Genomic DNA, 19,594 nt, shown 5'->3' with positions numbered 1-19,594 from the left:
CGACGACCTCGCCCTGCAACCGCCGCGGCTGTTTCGGCTACGACACTGGCTGGCACGCGCCCCCGTCGGGAAACGTCGAACCCGTTGGCCTTGGCCCATTCCCGCACCAGGCCGGGACGAGGTCGGATGTGGCCGAGGACGTCCGCGGCGCGCTGCGGGTCGCATCACGCGACCCGATCATCACCACACTGTATGAACGCGGCCGTCCGCTGAATGTTCGACATCTCAAGGTGCCTGCCCGCGAGTGCTTTTCGGCGAACCTTCTACACGGAAGCGGGCGCTGCCTTGCGAATTTTGTCCATCAGGCTCTACTCGACGTGGTTGCGAAAAGAACTTCCAGATTGCGAAAGGGTGGTTGCCTGAAGCGCCCACACCAACGTCGACAGCTTCGGTAGCCAGCGACAACTGGGGTCGGGAGGAATGACCCAGTACAGGTCGCTGTGGAAGTGCTGCGGCGAAGGGAGCCGGATTCGGCTCGACGTTTGCAGCAAGATTCCGCCGCGCGTGGTGATCTCGCTGGATTCGACAACCGTATCGGCCTCGGCGAGAAAAGTGTAGCGCGGTCGAGGATACCGCGATCCGACGACGGGCCCCTGGCTTCGGGCAGCGCCGAGCCTGTCGATCACCTGATCTCCCACCGGGCGAGGAACGACCACCCCACAGAACCCGCCGACCACGGTCAGGATCACATGCCCGCCCGACTTGGTGACCGGCCAACCGAACAACCGCAGGTCTACACTCGCACGTCGGTCAGTCCTTCTTCCAATCATGAGAGTCCTCGCTGTCTACGCGAATTCCGTAAAGACGCTCGGGTGTACACAGCCGTACCCGCGCGCCGGAGGGCATGAGCCGGGCAGCCATATAAGTGCTCGATCACTGCTCCGCGCGTTGTGACGGAGGCGCAGAGCAGCGTGTGTCGGTGTTAGCTCCAACGCGAGTGCTCCCGGACCAGCGGAGCACTGCGTACCTTTTGATCTGTGCGATTCGGGAAAGGCCTGGTCGATCACCGCAATGATCTCCGTGCGGACCGCGGGGCAGGTCACACCTTGCCCGCGAGCATCACGGTTACCGACTCGACGAAACCGTGATAATCAGTTCATAACTGGAGACTGAGCTGCATTGCGGCACTCACGACAGGGACGACTACCGTAGCGCCCTGGTGGCCGTCGACTTATTCGAAGCCCGCTCGTTCACAGTGCGACCGCCAGGCGGGTGCCCTGGTCGATGGCGCGTTTGGCATCGAGTTCGGCGGCGACATCGGCTCCGCCGATCAGGTGCGGACTCGCTCGCCGAGCGATGAGCTGAGCGTGTAAGGTGCGTTCGGATTCCTGCCCGGTGCAGAGGATTACGTTGTCCACGGCGAGGACATGCTCCACACCGTCGATGTGGTAATGCAGGCCCTCGTCATCAATACGGTCGTAGGTCACGCCAGCGATCATTGCCACACCGCGGTGTTTGAGTTCGGTGCGGTGAATCCATCCGGTGGTCTTGCCCAGTCCGGCGCCGACCTTGCTGGTTTTGCGTTGGAGCAAGGTCACCGCACGCGCGGAGGGCTGTCGGCGCGGTTCGGTCAGTCCGCCCGGGCCTTCCTGTTCGATGTCGATGCCCCAGTTGGCGAGGAATGCGGTGATGTTCTGGTCGGCGTGATCGCCTGGATCGGTGAGGAATTCGGCGACATCGAATCCGATGCCGCCCGCACCGAGAATCGCCACCCGATCACCGACCGGCGCTTTGTCGCGCAGCACGTCCAGGTAATCCAGCACCTTGGGATGGTCGACGCCGGGCAGGTCCGGGGTACGGGGGGTGACGCCGGTCGCCAGCACGATCTCATCGAATCCTTGCGCTACGTCATCGACTGTCACGGTGGTGCGGAGCCGGACCTCGACTCCCAAGGTCTCGAGCTGGTTGCGGTAGTAGCGCAGCATCTCGTTGAATTCATACTTGCCCGGCACTTGGCGGGCGATGTTCAACTGGCCGCCGATCTCGTCGGCGGCATCGAAAAGAGTTACCCGATGGCCACATTCGGCGGCAGTCACCGCGCATGCCAGCCCCGCCGGGCCGGCGCCGACGATCGCCACGGACTTACCCCGGCGCGTGGGCCCGAGTACCAGCTCGGTCTCGTGGCAGGCGCGCGGATTGACCAAGCACGAAGTGATCTTGAACGAAAAGGTATGGTCCAGGCACGCCTGGTTGCAGCCAATACAGGTGTTGATCGCCTCGGCTCGACCTGCGGCGGCCTTGGCCACAAACTCCGGATCGGCCAAGAACGGGCGCGCAAGTGACACCATATCGGCGTAGCCCTCGGCGAGCAGCTCCTCGGCCTTGTCCGGGGTGTTGATGCGGTTGCTGGTGACCAGAGGCACCGTTACCACGCCTTTGAGTTTCTTCGTCACCCATGCGTACGCGCCACGCGGCACCGAAGTGGCAATGGTGGGAATCCGGGCCTCGTGCCAGCCGATTCCGGTATTGATGATGGAGGCGCCCGCTACCTCAATGGCTTTGGCAAGGGTGACGACCTCGTCGAAGGTGGAGCCGTTGGGGACCAGGTCCAGCATGGACAGCCGGTAGACGATGATGAAGTCGGTGCCCACGGCCGCACGGATGCGGGACACGATCTCGACGGGGAATCGCATCCGGTTCCCGTAGGGGCCGCCCCACCGGTCGCTGCGATGGTTGGTCTGCGCGGCGATGAATTCGTTGATGAGGTACCCCTCAGAACCCATCACCTCGACACCGTCATATCCGGCCTGCTTCGCAAGTACCGCGCAGCGGACGAAATCCTCGATGGTCTGCTCAATCTCGGCAGCGGTGAGTTCGCGCGGTACGTGCGGGCTGATAGGAGCCTGCAGGGGGCTGGGGGCGACCAGACCCGGATGGTAGGCGTAGCGGCCGAAGTGCAGGATCTGCAGGGCGATTTTGCCGCCTGCGGCGTGCACGGCATCGGTGACTACCCGGTGCTGTGCGGCTTCGTCGTCGTTGGTCAGCATGGCCCCACCCGGATAGGGTCGACCAGCCTCGTTCGGGGCGATGCCACCGGTGACGATTAGGCCGACCCCGCCTTGCGCGCGTTCGGCGTAGAAGGCTGCCATCCTGCCGAACCCGTTCGGCGCTTCCTCCAGGCCGACATGCATCGACCCCATCACGACACGGTTACGCAGGGTGGTGAAACCGAGGTCCAGCGGCTGCAACAGGTGCGGATACGACACGGCGTTCATCATGGACTCCATTAATCAATTTATTTACTAAGAAGATAGGCTAACCGGAGGTTTGCCATTTGGCAATGAGTATTCGAGTCGACCGCCGAGAGGCCTGAACGTGAGCAACGAGGCGCCGATCGATGACCGACCGAGCGAACTCGGACCAACGGATTCTCCTGTGCGAACGGGTTTCGCGGAGCAGCGGCAGGTATGAGGCCGACTCGCTCGACCTCCTCAAGCCATGCCCGCTCGCTGACTGGTTTTCTGTGCTGGACATTGCCGGAATGCCGAGCTACTGTTTCTGGCTAATATTCAAGTAATTGACCCACAGAGGTGAGCATGCACTCCTTCCGAAAAGCCATCGAGGCTCGCGACATGGCCGCCGTCGAGGCACTGTTGGCCGACAATGTCGTATTCACCAGCCCCGTAGCGTTCAAGCCGTATCCCGGCAAGCCCATCACCGCTGCAATCCTGCGGGGCGTACTACGGGTGTTCGAAAATTTCCACTACGTGCGCGAGATCGCCGACGCCGACGGCCGTGAGCACGCGCTGATCTTCGAAGCCACGGTGGACGGCAAACATGTCACCGGCTGCGACTTCCTTCACTTCGACGAACACGGCAAGATCGACGACTTCATGGTTATGGTGCGGCCGCTGTCCGCAGCCACCGCCCTGGCTGCACGCATGGGCGAGCAATTCGAGCGCATCCAAGCCGAAGCCACCGTTTAGCCTGAGATCGAGGCGAGCGTGAGCGACTTCTGGAGTACGGCGATGGGTAGCATCTTTAATTCGCAATAACTTGTCCTTTCGCTGTAGTCGCGTCACGCTCGCCGTAGCGCCCATGGTGGCGCGGCGTCAGCGTGGCCGAGACCTCGCACCATGCCGTCGTCACCGATCCCCGGTTTGGAGCACGACCGCCTACACTGCGCACCACTGAGGCACGAGCGCATGTTGATGCTTCCCGACGCCCGAGGCTGCCGGGCTCGGATGACAGCTGGACCTGGCCGCTGTCAGGGTTGCGGGCGGCATGGCTGCACGTCACCGTCGGCGGCCTGTGCGGCGTTGGCGTCGGCCCGGTGATCACCAGCCTCTACGACCGCGATCCCGCTTTCACCCGACACCCTGTCCCCGTTACTGAATGAGACTGCCCCAGAGGATCGAGCGGTGGTGGCCAGGATGACACGAGTGACGCCGTCAGGATCATCGATCATCGGGACGTGACCCACGTTCGGCAGGGTCTCGAACTGCGCCTGGGGCAATCGGTCGACCGCGATTCTGCCGTTGATCTGCTGCGGGAAGACCCTGTCGCACCCTGACCATGCGACGGTGATCGGGCACGGTGAGACTGGCATCGACGCGATCTGCTCTCGGGTAGCCAGTAGCTCTTCGGTGACCGTACAACCGAGGAGGTCGTCGACGATTCCGAGTGCTTGGGCTGGCGTGAGCCGGTCACCGCGCCCGGCGATAGTGCGAAACGTCAACTGCCGCACCAATGGCAGATGGAAACCGACCGGCGCTAGCGGGCGTGTCCGGCGGGCGAGTGTGGCCGCGGCAGCGATGCGTGCGGCCGATGCGGCGTGGCCGGTGCCGTGCGCAGTCCAGAATCCTGCTGGTGAGAGCGCACAGACGGTACGTGCCCGCCCCTTGCGGGCAAGTTCGAGGGCGACCCACCCGCCGAGTGAGTTTCCGGCGAAATGCGCTGTATCCCAGCCATTCTTGTCGAGGAGCCGCTCGACCTCTTCGACAAAGCTGCGAATTTCAACTGGTCGTGACTCGACGGGAGCGCCGCCGCGATGTCCCAGCGCTGTCGGGGCGATCACCTCGTGATGCTCCGACAATGCCGACATGACAGATCCCCAGATATCTGCGGAGTTCGTCACGCCATGCAGAAGAACCAGTGGTGTCCGGCTCATCGTGTGTACCGCCCCATCATGTCGCTTTCTATCTTGCCGTGAACAACGACCCACCGCGCCCCCGATGGATCACGCAACAGACTCTAGACCGAGGCGAGTAGTCGGCAATTTGCGCCGAGTCGATACGACTTGGCCAGGGAGCCCCACTCAAATCCATTGGAACAAAGCCTATTACGTCCGGACTGCCGGTCGCTGCGAAGCGGATTGCAGGAAGTCGTCGAAGGCTTGCAGCGCTTCGGGAGAGGCTGCCCGCTCGCGAAACACAACCGCTTCGTCCTCGATGACTTGCAGCACCTCGCTGCGATTTCGGCGCATCAGGCGCTTGGTGGTACGCACGGCTTCGGTCGGGATTTGCCGCAGAGATCGGGCGGTGTCGATAGCGACGGTCAAGGCGGCACCGTCGTCGACCACACTGTTGATCAGCCCGGCGGTCTCGGCGCGTGCGGCGTCGAAACGCCCTCCCAGCAACAGCATTTCCGCGGCGCGTTTGTCGCCTGCGATTTTGGGCAGCAGCAGTGTCGAAGCGGCTTCTGCGCTGAGTCCGAGCTTGACGAAGGGAACCGAGAAGATGGTCGACCGGCCCGCGTAGGCCAGGTCGCAATGCAGGAGCATGGTGGTGCCTATGCCGATCGCGTAGCCCTCGACCGCGGCGATCACCGGTTTGTCGGCGCTGATCAGCAAATGCAGCAGAGCGAGCGGTTCCTCGAATCCTTTCTGGTCGCGGAAGTCGGCCATATCGTTGCCGCTGGTGAAGATGCCGCCGTGGCCGGTAAGGATGATGACGTCGATGTGCGGGTCGGCTTCAGCGGCCGCGATACTGTCAGCCAGGACGCGATAGGTTCTGGTGTCGAATGCGTTTCGAGTGTCCGGCCGGTCGATCGCCAGCACTTGGATCCCGGGTTCGACGTCTGTGATTCGTATGGTCATTGATGAGTCCTAGATGAGCACTGCTGGCCTGCCCGCCGGGTAATCGGGCAGGCCAGCATGTCGATGTAGCGGTGTCGGCGTGCTCAGGCGAGCAGGCTGATGGTTTCCGCGACGCACGCCGGTTTCTGCGCGTGCTCGAGTTCGATAGTGATGGTGAAGATGACGCGGGTGCCGGTCGCCGTGGTCTCCACCTCATCGAGCCGTACGACGCCCCGAACCCGTGATCCCACCGGAACCGGCGCGATGTAGCGGACCTTGTTGCTGCCGTAATTGACGGCCATCCGGATACCCTCGACCTGCACAGTGCGCTCGAGGATCGTGGGGATCAGCGACAAGATGAGATAGCCGTGGGCGATGGTCGTGCCGAACGGTCCCATCGCGGCTCGGGCGGGGTCGGTGTGGATCCACTGGTGATCACCGGTGACCTCGGCGAAGGTGTCGATCTGCTGCTGGGTGATCACTTGCCAGTCGCTGGCGCCCAGTTCAGTTCCCACCAATGAGGGCAGTTCGTCGATCCCGTTGATCGTGTGCATGTTGACGTCCTTCCCCTAGTCAGCGGCCGACGAATTCGGCGGTGGTGCGTGTCAGAAACGCCTGCACGCCGATCGCGGCGTCTTCGGAGGTGAACAGTTTCCGGATAGTCGGCACCAGTTCGGCTTCCGCAGCGGCGTCCCCGTCACGCTGGGCCTGGCGCGCGTTGCTCAGCGTCGCCTGCACTCCGAGAGGGGCTTGGCGCGCGATCGCCTCGGCGATGGCGACCGCGCGCTGCACATGGTCGCCGTCGGCGACGATGTCCTGCACAATGCCGATGCGGCGCGCTTCTGTGGTGTCGAACTCTTCGGCAGTGAGCATCCAGCGCATGGCGTTGCCCCAGCCCGCGGCCCGCGGGAATCGGATGGTGGCTCCGCCGAACGGGTAGATTCCGCGGGACACCTCGAGCTGAGCGAATTTCGTGGACTCCGCGGCGACGACGATGTCGGCGGCAAGCATGAGCTCGATACCGAGGGTCAGCACTTTGCCGTGAACGGCGGCGACCACCGGCTTGGACAACTGCTGGCCGTCGACTTGCCACGGGTTGATCCCGCCCTCGGGCACCAGGGAGTTGCCGGCTTGGAGGTCGGCGGCGACGCTGGCGAGGTCCAGCCCGGAGGTGAACATAGGGCCTTCGCCGTAGAGCACCGCGGCCCGCGCGGTGTCGTCGCGATCGAATTCACCATAGGCGGCGGCCAACTCCTGCAGCATGGTGCTGTCGAAGGCGTTGCGTTTGGTAGGCCGGTTGAGGCCGATGATCTGAACATGGCCGGAGCGGCGCAGCGTGAGTGTTTCGTAAGTCATTGTCCATCCTTCTAAGGTCAGGAGTTCAGGGCTGGTGGTCAGGCTTTGGGGCCGCCGGCGACGTAGAGGATTTGCCCGGATACGAACGAGGCGTCCTCACGCAGAAAGAACGACACCGCTGCGGCAATGTCGGCGGGCTCGCCGACGCGTTGCACCGGAATCTCTTTGGCTGCTGCGATTTTCATGTCGTCGAACGACATTCCCAGGCGGGCGGCGGTGGCGGCGGTCATGTCGGTAGCGATGAAGCCGGGGGCGATGGCGTTGACGGTGATTCCGAACCGCCCCAACTCGAGGGCCAGGGTTTTGGTGAATCCCTGCACACCGGCCTTGGCCGCGGCATAGTTGGCTTGGCCGCGGTTGCCCAACGCCGAAGTGCTCGACAGGTTGACGATGCGCCCCCACCCGCTGCTGCTCATGTACTTCTGCACAGCGCGGCTCATCAGGAACGCGCCGCGCAGGTGCACGTTGACGACCGCGTCCCAGTCAGTGGAGGTCATTTTGAACAGCAGGTTGTCGCGGGTGATGCCCGCGTTGTTGACCAGTGCGGAAGGCGGTCCCAGCGACTCGGCGATGCGGGCCACGGCAGCCTCCACCGATGCTTCGTCGGCGACGTCCACGCCGACGGCCAGCGCTCGTGCACCAGCAGCTTCGATGTCGGCGACCACCGGAGCGGCGGCGTGCTCATCGAGATCGAGCACGGCGACGGCGAACCCGTCGGCGGCCAGTCTGCGCGCCACCCCGGCGCCGATGCCGCGCGCGGCGCCGGTGACTACCGCGACACGAGAGTCTTTGTCTATCAATGCTTTGATCCTTTACTCGTTCAAGACAGTCGTTCGATGACCATGGCCATGCCCTGGCCGCCGCCGACACACATGGTTTCGACCCCGAACTGCTTGTCGTGGGTCCGAAGATTGTTGATCAAGGTGGTGGTGATCCGTGCGCCGGTCATACCGAAGGGATGGCCCAAAGCGATAGCGCCGCCGGAGACGTTGAGCTTGTCGTCGTCGATGCCGAGTTCCTGGGCCGAGCCGAGCACCTGCACCGCGAACGCTTCGTTGATCTCGAACAGATCGATATCAGCGACGGACATGTCTGCCAGGGCCAGAGCGCGTCGGGTGGCTTCGATAGGACCCAAACCCATGATCTCCGGCGACAAGCCCGAGACTCCTGTGGAGACGATCCGAGCCAAGGGTGTGAGACCGAGTTCTTTCGCCCGGGTGTCGGACATGATCACGACGGCCGCGGCGCCGTCGTTGAGGGGGCAGGAGTTGGCGGCGGTGACGCTGCCGTCGGGACGGAATACCGGTTTCAGTGCTGCCACCGCCTCGTAGGTGGTTCCTGGGCGGGGGCCGTCGTCACTGGTGACCGTGGTGCCGTCGGGAGTGGTGACCGCGGTGATCTCGCGGGCGAAGAACCCGTCGGCGATCGCTGCCTCGGCCCGGTTCTGGCTACGTACCGCCCAGCAGTCCTGGTCCTCCCGGCTGATCCCGGTCAGTTGCGCGACGTTTTCGGCGGTCTGTCCCATCGCGATGTACACGTCCGGCAGCGCACCGTCTTTACGAGGATCGACCCAGGCGGAGACGGCGGCACCGGTCTGGCCTTGGGTGCGTAGCAGCGCTTCGGCGAAAACCGGGTTGGTGGTGTTCTCGCCGAAATCTGCGGCTCCCTTGCCGAATCGGCTGACCGTTTCCACGCCAGCGGAGATGAAGGCATGTCCTTCACCGGCTTTGATGGCATGGAAGGCCATCCGGGTTGTCTGCAACGACGACGAGCAATAGCGGTTGACGGTTGTTCCCGGAACTGTGTCCAGCCCAGAGAGAACGGCCACGACACGGGCAAGGTTGTAGCCTGCTTCACCCGCGGGCTGCGCGCAGCCAAGGATCAGGTCGTCGATGGTGTTGGGATCCAGCGCTGGTACCTGGGCGAGCGCGGCCTGCACGATCTGTGCGGCCAAATCGTCGGGACGACATTGCGTCAGGGATCCCTTGTTCGCGCGACCGATCGGAGACCGGGTCGCGGCGACGATGACAGCTTCAGGCATGGGTCTGCTTCTTTCGTTTGAACGCCGTGACCGCCGAGAGCACCAGGGCTGAGGGGTTGACGTGATCGGGGAATATCGACTGCATCTGCGCCACCAGCTCGCGAGAGTCGCGGCAGCTGTCGACGTTGGCGGCGAACTGCTGGATATAGGAACGGGTTTCAGCGACGCAGTAGGCGGTGTCGGCTGCACCAGGGCGCTTGTGCCCGGCCACGACGGTGGACGGGTTGAGGGCGGCGATGGCGTCGATGCTGGCCAGCCACTGCTGCCACTCGTGTGGACCGGTGACGGCGAGGAATGGGTTGACACCGTTGTAGATGGCGTCGCCGACGATGACCGCGGCGATCGAGGGGATGTGCAGGATCGCGGTGGGGGCGATATCGGCTTGGGGAATCGCGATGGCGTGCACCGCAATCCCATCGACCGTCAAGGTCGAGTAGGTAAGTGGAAGGGGCACGACGGTGTTGTCGAGGGCCTGTCCGGCAAAGAACGCCTGGGCGGCGGCCCGGTCGGATTCGAGGTTGGCGGCAATGTGCGCGGCCACCGACGGGATCGCGACGGGCCGGGCGTGGGGAAAACGCGACAGTAGCCGTTGCAGTCCGAAGTAGTGGTCGGAATGGCCGTGGGTGATAAAGATCGTCGACAGTCGTTTGCCGGAATCCTCGATGCGCCGGATGACCTCGTCGACGTCGGCGGCCCGGTACTGGGTATCGACCAGCATCGCTTCGGTCGGACCCGTGATGAGCGTCGAGGTCGTCGGAGAGAACATCCCACCGCTGGGGAGCTCGAAACCCTCGCAGGTGTAGACGTCGAGGGTTAGTGTGCTGTTGCTCATCGGATTTCGCCTCCGCGGATCGATTCGGCCAGTGAGTGCACACGGCTCAGGTGGTGGGCGCCGTAGAAGTCGGCCTCACGCAGCCGACGCCGATCGGCGTCGGTGAATTCGGTCGAGGTCGTCACCGTTGCGGCGACGATGCGTGCGTGCATCCATGCGCCGGCGACAAGCGCGATCATGGACAGGTAGGCGACCGAGCCCGCGAACGCATCGCGGGGGTCGTTCAACGCCAGCATCAGCAATGTATGCGTGGTGTCGCGCGTGCACTCCAACGCCCGGTCGAGTCTTTCCGCTGTCCGGACCGCGACGGGATCGGAGGATTCGCGCAGGCGCGCGATGTCGCGGCCGATCATCTCGAGCGCCAGCGTCACCGTCGCGCCCTTGTCGCGAAACAGTTTGCGGCCCAATAGGTCGTTGGACTGGATGGCGGTGGTGCCTTCGTAGATGGGCAGGATTCGAGCGTCGCGGTAGTGCTGGGCCGCACCTGTTTCCTCGATGAAGCCCATGCCGCCGTGGACCTGGATCCCGTCGGAGGCGATACGCACGGCTTCCTCGGTAAACCACGCCTTCATCACCGGCACGAAGAACTCCACCAGCTGCTCGGTCTCCGATGAGCCTTGCAGCATTGATCTGTCGACCCACTCGCCCAACTGAACGGAGAACGCACGCATGGCCGAGATCGAACTCGACATCGACAGCAGCAGCCGCGCGACGTCGGGATGCTCGGCGATCGGGGCGGCGGCTCCGCGGCCGAAAACCTTGCCCTGTATGCGCTGTTGGGCATAGTCACGGGCCTGCTGGTAAGCACGGTCGGCGATGCCCAGGCCCTGCAGGCCCACACCGATACGGGTGTTGTTCATCATCACGAACATCGCCGACAGGCCGCGATTCTGCTCGCCCACCAGGAAGCCGACCGCGTCGTCGTACTCCAGGACACAGGTCGGGCTGGCGTGGATGCCGAGTTTGTCTTCGAGCGCGAGGGTGGTGACGCGGTTGCGGTCGCCGGGATTGCCGTTCTCGTCGGGAAGGAACTTGGGAACCACGAACAGCGACAGACCACGCAGTCCCTCAGGGGCATCGGGCGTACGGGCCAGCACGAGATGAATGATGTTCTCGGCGAGGTCGTGATCGCCCCAGGTGATGAAGATCTTCTGCCCGCGCACCCGCCAGCTACCGTCCTCGGCCGGGCGGGCAGTAGTGCGGATCGAGGCCAGGTCCGTACCGGCTTGGGATTCGGTCAGATTCATGGTGCCGGTCCACTCGCCGGTGACCATCTTCGGCAGGTAGGTGGCCTTCAGCTCGTCGCTGGCGGCCGATTGCAATGCGGTGATCGCGGCGGTGGACAGTCCCCAACACAGCGAGAACGCCACGTTGGCGGCGGTCCACATCTCCGATACCGCGTTGTAGAGCATGACCGGCACTCCCCCGCCACCGATTTCGGCGTCGATGCCGAGGCCGACCCAGCCGCCCTCGGCGAAGGATCGGTACGCCTGGACGAACCCGGGCGGGGTGGTGACCTTCCCGTCGGCCAGTGTGCTACCCACTCGATCACCGAGCCGGTTGAGCGGGTGCATCATCTGCACCGCGAGATCGGCTGCGGTGGTGAGGATGTCGCGGGCGTCCTCGGTCTTGAGTTCGCCGTCGCTGAGCGTGTGCAACACTTCGTCGCCGAATACGTTCCGATACAGGAAGTCGTAGTCCTCAATGGGCGGTTGGTACATGAACAAGTTGCCTTTCAGAGCCGGATGCCGTTGGTGGTGGCCAGTCCGCCGTCGAGTGGAATCACCGCGCCCGTAATGAAATTGGATGCGATCGAGCTGAGGAAGACTGCGGTCGCCGCGATGTCCGCTGGCTCGCCGATACGCCCGACAGGACTGGCCTCAGCCAGTTTGTCCCCGGCCTCTTCGAGGGCTTTCGCCATCATCTTCGTCGGGAAAGGTCCAGGTGCGATGGCGTTGACCAGGATCGACGGCGCGAGGTCCGCGGCCAGGTGGCGGGTGAGATGATGGATCGCGGCTTTGGACGCGGAATAGGAGTAGTTCCCGAAACCAGGCACGACCAAGCCGTCGATCGATCCGATGTTGATCACGCGTGCCGGATCAGCGGCCGTCGAGGCTTTCTCCAACAGCGGGCGGGCCAGTTGGGCGAGGGTGAACGGCGCCTTGACGTTGGCAGTGAGCACCTTGTCGAACGCCGCGCCAGGGAACTCGTCGAACGGCGCGCCCCAGCTTGCTCCGGCATTGTTGACCAGAACGTGCAGACCGGGCTCGCGCGCGGCAATGGCATCTATCAGCGCCCGGCACTGCTGTTCACTGCTGACATCGCAGGCGATCGCATGGACATCGCCATACTGCGACAGCGCCTTTCGCGCTTCGTCGCACGCGTCTTGCTTGCGGGAGGAGATGTAGACGCGTGCACCGGCACGCAGGTATCCCTCGGCGATCATGTAGCCGATCCCGCGGGTACCACCGGTGACCAGCACGGTCTTGCCGGCGACGGAGAAGATTTCAGGGAACATTGGAGCCTTTCTGGTGAAAGTCAGCGGTAGAGGTCCTCGATCACCGCGCTGTATTTCGCAGTGATGACATTGCGGCGCATCTTGAAGGTGGGAGTGAGCTCGCCGGTGTGGGGACTCCACTGGTCGGCGAGCACTCGGTACTTCTTGACCTGCTCCGGGCGAGAAAGCCCTTGATTGGCGCGCTCGACGGCAGCGTCGATTTCGGCGCGGACCACGGGGTGATCGAGCAGCGCCGCGATGTCGGTGTCATCGATGTCGCGTTCGCGGGCGAATTTCACGAGCAGCGAGGGTTCGACAGTCAGCAGCGCCACTACATACGGGCGATCGTTGCCCACCGCGATGACCGTATCGAGGAAGGACTGACCGGCAAGGCGTGTCTCTATCGCCGTCGGCGCGATGTTCTTGCCCGATGAGGTGATCAGCAGTTCTTTGCGCCGATCGGTGACGTGCAGGCGGCCCGCCGGGTCGAGGAATCCGATATCACCGGTATGCAGCCAGGTCTCGGTGTAGAGCTCGACGCCATCGCCGTGGCGGTAGCCTGGTGTGTTTCCCGGGCTTCTCACCAGGATTTCGCCGTCCGCGGCGATCCAGATATCGACACCGGGCAGCGGAGTCCCGACCGCGTCGCGGCCGCCGCATCCGAACCGGTCACCGGTGGCGATCCCGCAGGTTTCGGTCATTCCGTAGCCCACATGCACATCGATCCCCACCGATGCCAGATCCAGTCGCAACTCGTGCGAGACCGGCGCGGCGCCGGTGCACGGGTAGATCACACCGTCGAGACCAAGGGCCTGCCGAATCTCGCGCAGCACGCCTTCCCGCGCATGCGCTGCCGCGGTCGCTTGCAACGCGGAGACATGCTGGTCTTCCAGTCGCGCCTCGGCCACCTCGCGCAGAATTTTGCGATCTCGTGCGATTTCCGAGCGTCGATCCGCGAACGGTGACGAGGAGGCGATGTGATCGACGGCGGTGCGCAGCTTCTCCCAGACCCGCGGGACCGTCATCAAAAAACTCGGCCGATGAGTCTGCAGCGCCAGGACCAGCTGTGCGGAGTCGGGGCAGCAGAATACGTGTCCGCCCAGTCGCATCGGTAGATACAGCGACCAAAGACGTTCCGCGACATGAGCCAACGGCAGATGGGATACCGACCGGTAGGCGTAGTCGACGGTGCCGGTGCTTACCATCGCATCGACTTCCCACAACACGTTGCCGTGGGTCAAGACCACACCTTTGGGCATTCCAGTTGTCCCGGAGGTGTAGACGATCGTGGCCGGGCTCGCCGGTTCTACCAGCGAGATACGGGTATCGAGTTCGTCAGCGACCCATGTGCGGCTGTCACGCCCGAGCGCCACCACTTCGTCCCAGCTGAACTCATCCGGCGCAATCGGGTCGCTCAAAGGCTCGAACAAGACGAGTTTCGGGCGATTTCCTACCACCCACGGCAACTCACGCACGATCTGCTGCTGGTGATGGCCGACCACCACGATCAACCGAGGCGCACAGTCGGACAGGACATAGTCCATCTGCTCCGCGGCCATCGTGGGATAGACACTGACCGGTACCGCACCGCAGTGCAGAGCCGCCCAATCGGCCAGCAGATGCTCGGACCGATTGTCGGCGACGATAGCCACCGTGTCGCCGAAATTCAGGCCGAGTCGCAGGAACGCGCCGGCGAGGTTCAGAACCTCTTCCCGGTATCGGAACCAGCTCAACGTGCGTTGATTTGAGCCTTCGTGCCACGACACCGCGGGTAGGTCGTTATGTGTCGCTGTCGTAGCGGCGAATCGGTGGCACAACGTGGAGCGATCGGTGGTCGGGTGCATGACGGTCACCGGCCTTCGAAGCGGATCTCGTCACAACTCTGTGCGAGTTTGCGCGCCCCGTGTCGCAGTAGGTAGTCGACGGCCGTACGCATGTCCCCGGTCTCGAACAGCACCGGCGCGATGTCGGCGAGGTAGCGATCGGTCTGTCGTGAACCGTGCTCGAGAAATTCACGGACCAGCCTCTTGGTGGCTTGATGCGCGCGAGTCGGGCCGGCGGCGAGTTGCTGGGCCCAGCCCAGCGCCTGCTCGTGAAGCTGCGGTCCGGGCACGACGCGGTTGACGATGTTCCATTGCTGGAATTGGTGCGCGGTGTAAAAGTCGCCGGTGTAAACGATCTCCTTGGCACGCGCCGGACCACAACGCTCGGCCAGCCGGTACACCCCTCCCAGCAGGGTTGTCGCTCCGATCATCGCCTCCACCTGCGCGAACTTCGTGTCCTCGGCGGCGATAACCAGATCGCACGCCAAGGCCACTTCGATCCCCGCGGCCAAACACATTCCGTGAACGGCGGCGATAACGGGAAACGGGGCGTCCTCGAGCGCCCCGAGCAGCTTCGTGGCGCGAGAGATCAACTCCGCCCCGGTCTCAGAGGTCAGACCCTGGAATTGGCTGACATCGGCACCACTGCAGAAGACCGGGCCGTCAGCTTTGATCACCATGGCGCGTCTGCCCTCCGCCGTCGCCCGCCGCACCGCTTCATCGATGCCTTCGGCCATCGAGGCGACGAACAGATTCAGCGGAGGGTTGGACAAGGTCACTACGGCGATATCACCGTTCGATTCATAGCTCGTGGTGCTCACTGACTGACTCCTTGGGGACCGTGGTCGGCACTGGCAGCGGGGCTAGACTAAATCGGCTAGACTGTATCGTCAAGAGTCATCGATAAGGCAGGGCAGGTGGTGCCGTTATGCTTGGGCAGGTGAAGACGCAGGAAACCCGCAGTCAGAGCACCGCGGTCGGCAAGGAGCCCTCACACAAGGAGCGACTCCTTCAGCACGGAATGCAGCTGTTCTATGCGAACGGTTTCCACGGAACGACCGTCGACGCGATACTCGATGCGTCCGGTGTTCCGAAGGGCTCCTTCTATCACCACTTCGGATCCAAAGAGGCCTTCGGCCAAGCTGTCCTGAAGCGCTATGGCCAATTCCAGCTCGATCTTCTGGAGAAATGGGCCGGCAAGCCCGGCCTGAGCACACCCGACAGACTGACCGGCTACTTCTCGGCGATGGTCGATCACTTCGTCATATCCGGCTACCAACGCGCCTGCCTGTTCGGCAAGTTCTCCACAGAGGTCGCCGCGACATCCGACGTCTTCCGCGATCAGCTCGGCACCGACATGCGCGAATGGCAGTCGCGACTACGCGACATCCTGGCAGCAGGCCAGACCGCAGGCGACATACGCCGTGATCGCACGGCCGATGAACTGGCCGATGGCGTACTCGCCCTGATCCAAGGCGCCTTCGTCGTCGCACTGTCGACTCGCGATGACGCGTCACTGCGCGCCGTGTGCAACACGATCCCTACCCTGATCGCCTAGAGGCGGACCAGTCGCGGCGGGGTCGCATGCCGCAAACCAAGTATCCTTTGCATGAATGCCCTGGCACCCAATGGAATTCGCCAGGTGGCTTCGGGATCGTGCGACCAGGATCACTGAGACGACGTGCCGTCTCGAACTTGATACCGGAATCCAGTGCGGGTCGGCACGATCAACGATGCTGTCGTTCAGCGTCTTCTGCGATCCAGGCCGCGATCTGTGCGCGAGAGGTGAATCCGAGTTTGGTGAGGATGTGCTCGACGTGGCCTTGGGCGGTGCGTGGGGAGATCACCAGTTCCGCGGCGATCTGCTTGTTGGTCAGGCCCTGGGCGATGAGGGCTGCGACCTGGCGCTCACGCTTGGTCAGCGCCACGCCCGGACCCGACGTCGCCGTGCTGTTGGGGGGCTGCTCGCCGAGTGCGTAGGCCACGGCCTCGTCCATCCCCATCTTCTGCCCTTTGCGGACGGCCGCATCGAATCCACGTGCGCCGAGGGCGGATCGCGTCATCCGGACATAGTCGGCGTGCTGTTGCGATAACGGGAAGACACTCGCCGTAGCGCCCATGGATCGCTGCAGTTCCTGCGCTGCTCCCATCAGTACAGCCGCGCGTTCAGTGTTACCAGCAGCGCCGACAGTCCAGGACAGTGCCTCGAGACTCAACGCGGCGACAACCGGACTGTGTATTCGCCGGTTGACTCGCAACGCACTCTCGAGCAGTTCGATGGCCAGGGCCCGCTCACCTTGCTGCCAGACCGCAATTCCCATGCCCCACAACGCGGACGACCGGAACAGCGATTCACCGCATGCTTCGGTAATCGAAAGCAGCTGCCGATAACACTCGATCGCACGCTGTGTCTCACCGGCCAGTTCGTGCACCACACCGAGCATCAACAAAGTAGCAACGTGAAAGAACCCCTGCCGATGCGAGCTGACCATCTCGACGGCGCGTTCGAAGGAGGAGCACGCCAGGGCAAGCTCACCGCGATACAGCGCCACGGCACCGTCGGCGTGACTGATCAGCGCCCGGGTCATCCGGGTGGGATCCCGTTCTGCGAGCGTGTGGCCCTCCTCGGCGAGGGCCGCCGCGGCAGGCAGATCGCCCTGCATCGCCGCCATAAAGCAGCCGGCATGAAGCGCTTTGACACGATCAGGTACGGACTGCCGGGCAGGGTGATCGAGGAGCCGGTCGATCCAGCGACGACCTTCGCCGTACAAACCTCGGAAAATCCAGAACCCGAACAACGCGGCAGCGGTGCGCAGCCCGGCTTCGGCTGCCTCCTTGGTTTTCTCGGTCAGGCTGTATTCGAGCGCGTCGCGCAGGTTGGGTTGCTCGCGATCGAGCCTGGCGATCCAATATGGCTGCCGATCGCTGATCCACTCCGCCTCCGCGGCCAACGCCAACTGGCGGTACCAATCGCGGTGACGGTTCCGCAGCTGCTGAGCCTCGCCGGACTCCCTCAGCTTCTGCCGGCCGTACTCGCGCACCGTCTCCAGCATCCGCAACCGCACCACGCCATCGGACTCCTCCCGGATAAGGATCGACTTGTCCACCAGCGAGGACAACACATCGAGCGGATCCTCTCGAGCCAGATCCACCCCGCACACCTCTTCGGCGGCATCGAGTTCGAAACCACCAGCGAATACCGACAGCCGGGCCCACAGCCGCTGCTCGGCCAAGGTGCACAATCCGTAGCTCCAGTCGACACACCACCGCAGCGTCTGCTGCCGGGTGGGCGCGGTGCGGCTGGCCCGGGTCAACAGCGCATACCGATCATCGAGCCGCTGCAGGATCTGCCCGGGCGACATCGTGCGCACACGCGCCGCCGCCAGTTCGATCGCCAGTGGTAATCCGTCGAGCCGGGCACAGATCCGGGCCACGGCTGCCTTGTCGTCGTCGGATAGTTCCAGACCTGGCACCACCGCGGTCGCACGATCGGCGAACAAGGTCACCGCGTCGTAACGGGGCAGCTCTCGCAGCGACGGCTTGCGATTCGGAGCCGGAACCGGCAGCGGCGGCACCTGCAGTACCGCCTCTCCGGCGATACCCAGCGGTTCGCGGCTGGTGGCTAGGACCCGCAGGTTCAGACACTTCCGCAACCAGGTCTCGACTACCTCCGCCACCGCCGCCACCAGATGTTCGCAGTTGTCCAACACCAGCAGCGCCTCCCGCGCGGACAAGAACTCCACCACCACCTCGCGCAACGGCCGCGCCGACTCGTCGCGCAATCCGAGCGTGCCCGCCACCGCGTTGACCAGCAGCGCCGGATCGGACACGTCGGCCAGCTCGACCAGCCACATCCCGTCGGCAAATTCCCGTGGCGCCGTCGCCGCTCCCCGCAGCGCCAGCCGCGTCTTGCCGACACCACCGATCCCGGTCAATGTCAACAGCCGCACCGAGGACAGCAAATTCTTCATCTCCGCCAGCTCGGTGCGCCGATCGACGAAACTGGTCAACTCCAGCGGTAAGGAGCCGCCACCCTGTGCAGTCGCCGACGTCGGCGCGCGCCATCCCCGCATGGCACGCTTAGGGTCCCGGCGTTCCGGGAGTGGTCCAGGCTGCAGCGCCATCTCGTCCACGGTGAATCCGTGGTTGCGCTGCACCTGCTGGATCGCCTCCCCCAGCTCCGCCGCCGACGGCCGCCGCTGCGGATCGCGGTTCATCGCCGCCGCGACCACCGCCGCCACGTCCGCGGCGATATCTTGCTCGCGCAAGTCCGGCACCGGCTGGGTTGTGATCCGCAAAAACTGCGCAACCACCTGCTCCCCGCTGCGTCGTTCGAAGGCCGCATGACCGGTCAGCGCACAGAACAGGGTGGCTCCCAACCCGTAGACGTCCGCGGCCGCAGTGGGAGCTTGCCCCTCGAGCACCTCCGGGGCCGTGAACGCCGGCGACCCGGTCAGGGCACCCGCATCTGTTTCGAACCCCCCGGCGATTCGGGCGATACCAAAGTCGGTCAGCGCGGGCTCACCGTAATCGGTCAGCAGAATGTTGCCCGGTTTCACATCGCGATGCACGATGCCGAGGCGGTGGGCGCTCTCCAGCGCTCCGGCGATCTTCACCCCGATCCACAGCACGGTCTCAGACGGAAGCGCGCCTTGCCCGCGGATCCGTGCGTCCAGCGAATCCATTGGGTGATACGGCATCACCAGATACGGCCGTTCACTCGCAGTGGTACCCGCCTCCAGCACCGTCACGATGTTCGGATGCCCGGTCAACCGGCCCATCGCCCGCTGCTCTCGGAAAAACCGCGCACGGTTCTCTGCGTCCAGCTCCGCGGTCAGCACCTTCACCGCCACCGCCCGATCCAGCTCCGACTGTGTGCAGCGATATACCACCCCGAAACCGCCCCGCCCGACCTCTTCGGCATCCTCGAACCCTGCCGCAGCCAATTCCTCCGTGACCGGCTCTAACACGCCACGGATCGTCCGGAACGGATCATCCTCACCCATCAGCAAGCACACCACCCGCCTGC

17 protein-coding genes are annotated in these 19,594 nt (G+C 64.1%); 2 read left to right on the top strand and 15 right to left on the bottom strand.

Annotated elements, in window-relative coordinates:
- From ACRWNM_RS32765 to ACRWNM_RS32755, 3 genes are all read right to left on the bottom strand, one after another.
- Positions 1–128: Lsr2 family DNA-binding protein (locus ACRWNM_RS32765; protein WP_431972028.1), on the bottom strand; the 128-nt coding region annotated here is incomplete at its 3' end.
- A 180-nt stretch (positions 129–308) separates the two neighbouring features.
- Complete coding sequence (locus ACRWNM_RS32760) at positions 309–689, bottom strand: hypothetical protein (protein ID WP_431972024.1); 381 nt, start codon at positions 687–689, stop codon at positions 309–311.
- Between the two features lie 501 nt (positions 690–1,190).
- On the bottom strand, positions 1,191–3,215 hold the full coding sequence (locus ACRWNM_RS32755; RefSeq protein WP_431972023.1) for an FAD-dependent oxidoreductase: 2,025 nt from the start codon (positions 3,213–3,215) through the stop codon (positions 1,191–1,193).
- Positions 3,216–3,536: 321 nt separating this feature from the next.
- On the opposite strand from ACRWNM_RS32755, the gene ACRWNM_RS32750 reads away from it, so the two are divergent.
- A complete protein-coding gene (locus ACRWNM_RS32750; protein WP_431972022.1) occupies positions 3,537–3,926 on the top strand; it encodes a nuclear transport factor 2 family protein in 390 nt (129 codons plus the stop codon).
- Positions 3,927–4,207: 281 nt separating this feature from the next.
- Here the strand turns inward: ACRWNM_RS32750 and ACRWNM_RS32745 are convergent, their stop codons facing one another.
- The 11 genes from ACRWNM_RS32745 to ACRWNM_RS32695 form a co-directional block, all read right to left on the bottom strand.
- Complete coding sequence (locus ACRWNM_RS32745; protein ID WP_431972021.1) at positions 4,208–5,110, bottom strand: alpha/beta fold hydrolase; 903 nt, start codon at positions 5,108–5,110, stop codon at positions 4,208–4,210.
- A 171-nt stretch (positions 5,111–5,281) separates the two neighbouring features.
- A complete protein-coding gene (locus tag ACRWNM_RS32740) occupies positions 5,282–6,037 on the bottom strand; it encodes an enoyl-CoA hydratase-related protein (RefSeq protein WP_431972020.1) in 756 nt (251 codons plus the stop codon).
- Between the two features lie 83 nt (positions 6,038–6,120).
- A complete protein-coding gene (locus tag ACRWNM_RS32735) occupies positions 6,121–6,570 on the bottom strand; it encodes a MaoC family dehydratase (protein ID WP_431972019.1) in 450 nt (149 codons plus the stop codon).
- A gap of 19 nt (positions 6,571–6,589) precedes the next feature.
- On the bottom strand, positions 6,590–7,372 hold the full coding sequence (locus ACRWNM_RS32730) for a crotonase/enoyl-CoA hydratase family protein (protein ID WP_431972018.1): 783 nt from the start codon (positions 7,370–7,372) through the stop codon (positions 6,590–6,592).
- A gap of 38 nt (positions 7,373–7,410) precedes the next feature.
- Complete coding sequence (fabG, locus tag ACRWNM_RS32725; RefSeq protein ID WP_431972027.1) at positions 7,411–8,169, bottom strand: 3-oxoacyl-ACP reductase FabG; 759 nt, start codon at positions 8,167–8,169, stop codon at positions 7,411–7,413.
- Between the two features lie 23 nt (positions 8,170–8,192).
- Positions 8,193–9,413, bottom strand: a complete 1,221-nt coding sequence (locus ACRWNM_RS32720) for an acetyl-CoA C-acetyltransferase (RefSeq protein ID WP_431972017.1) — start codon at positions 9,411–9,413, stop codon at positions 8,193–8,195.
- A complete protein-coding gene (locus ACRWNM_RS32715) occupies positions 9,406–10,245 on the bottom strand; it encodes an MBL fold metallo-hydrolase (protein ID WP_431972016.1) in 840 nt (279 codons plus the stop codon). Before ACRWNM_RS32715 ends, ACRWNM_RS32720 begins: the two co-directional genes overlap by 8 nt.
- Complete coding sequence (locus ACRWNM_RS32710; RefSeq protein WP_431972015.1) at positions 10,242–11,966, bottom strand: acyl-CoA dehydrogenase; 1,725 nt, start codon at positions 11,964–11,966, stop codon at positions 10,242–10,244. The genes ACRWNM_RS32715 and ACRWNM_RS32710 overlap by 4 nt, the downstream gene beginning before the upstream one ends.
- 14 nt (positions 11,967–11,980) lie before the next feature.
- A complete protein-coding gene (locus ACRWNM_RS32705; RefSeq protein WP_431972014.1) occupies positions 11,981–12,763 on the bottom strand; it encodes an SDR family oxidoreductase in 783 nt (260 codons plus the stop codon).
- A gap of 20 nt (positions 12,764–12,783) precedes the next feature.
- Complete coding sequence (locus ACRWNM_RS32700) at positions 12,784–14,586, bottom strand: AMP-dependent synthetase/ligase (protein WP_431972013.1); 1,803 nt, start codon at positions 14,584–14,586, stop codon at positions 12,784–12,786.
- Positions 14,587–14,591: 5 nt separating this feature from the next.
- The gene (locus ACRWNM_RS32695) at positions 14,592–15,386 is read right to left on the bottom strand and encodes an enoyl-CoA hydratase/isomerase family protein (protein ID WP_431972012.1); all 795 of its coding nucleotides are present in this window, start codon (positions 15,384–15,386) and stop codon (positions 14,592–14,594) included.
- Between the two features lie 107 nt (positions 15,387–15,493).
- Between ACRWNM_RS32695 and ACRWNM_RS32690 the strand changes: the two genes are divergently transcribed.
- Positions 15,494–16,123: a TetR/AcrR family transcriptional regulator gene (locus ACRWNM_RS32690; protein WP_431972011.1), complete on the top strand. Its 630-nt coding sequence runs from the start codon at positions 15,494–15,496 to the stop codon at positions 16,121–16,123.
- A 169-nt stretch (positions 16,124–16,292) separates the two neighbouring features.
- On the opposite strand, the gene ACRWNM_RS32685 is transcribed toward ACRWNM_RS32690, so the two are convergent.
- Positions 16,293–19,571 (bottom strand): protein kinase domain-containing protein, encoded by a 3,279-nt coding sequence (locus tag ACRWNM_RS32685; RefSeq protein ID WP_431972010.1) that lies wholly within the window; start codon positions 19,569–19,571, stop codon positions 16,293–16,295.
- Positions 19,572–19,594: the final 23 nt, after the last annotated feature.

It is taken from the genome of Nocardia sp. bgisy134 (assembly GCF_965341865.1).
Lineage (GTDB): Bacteria > Actinomycetota > Actinomycetes > Mycobacteriales > Mycobacteriaceae > Nocardia.
Note: the sequence above shows the minus strand (reverse complement) of the source record. Positions and strands in the feature narration are given on the sequence as shown.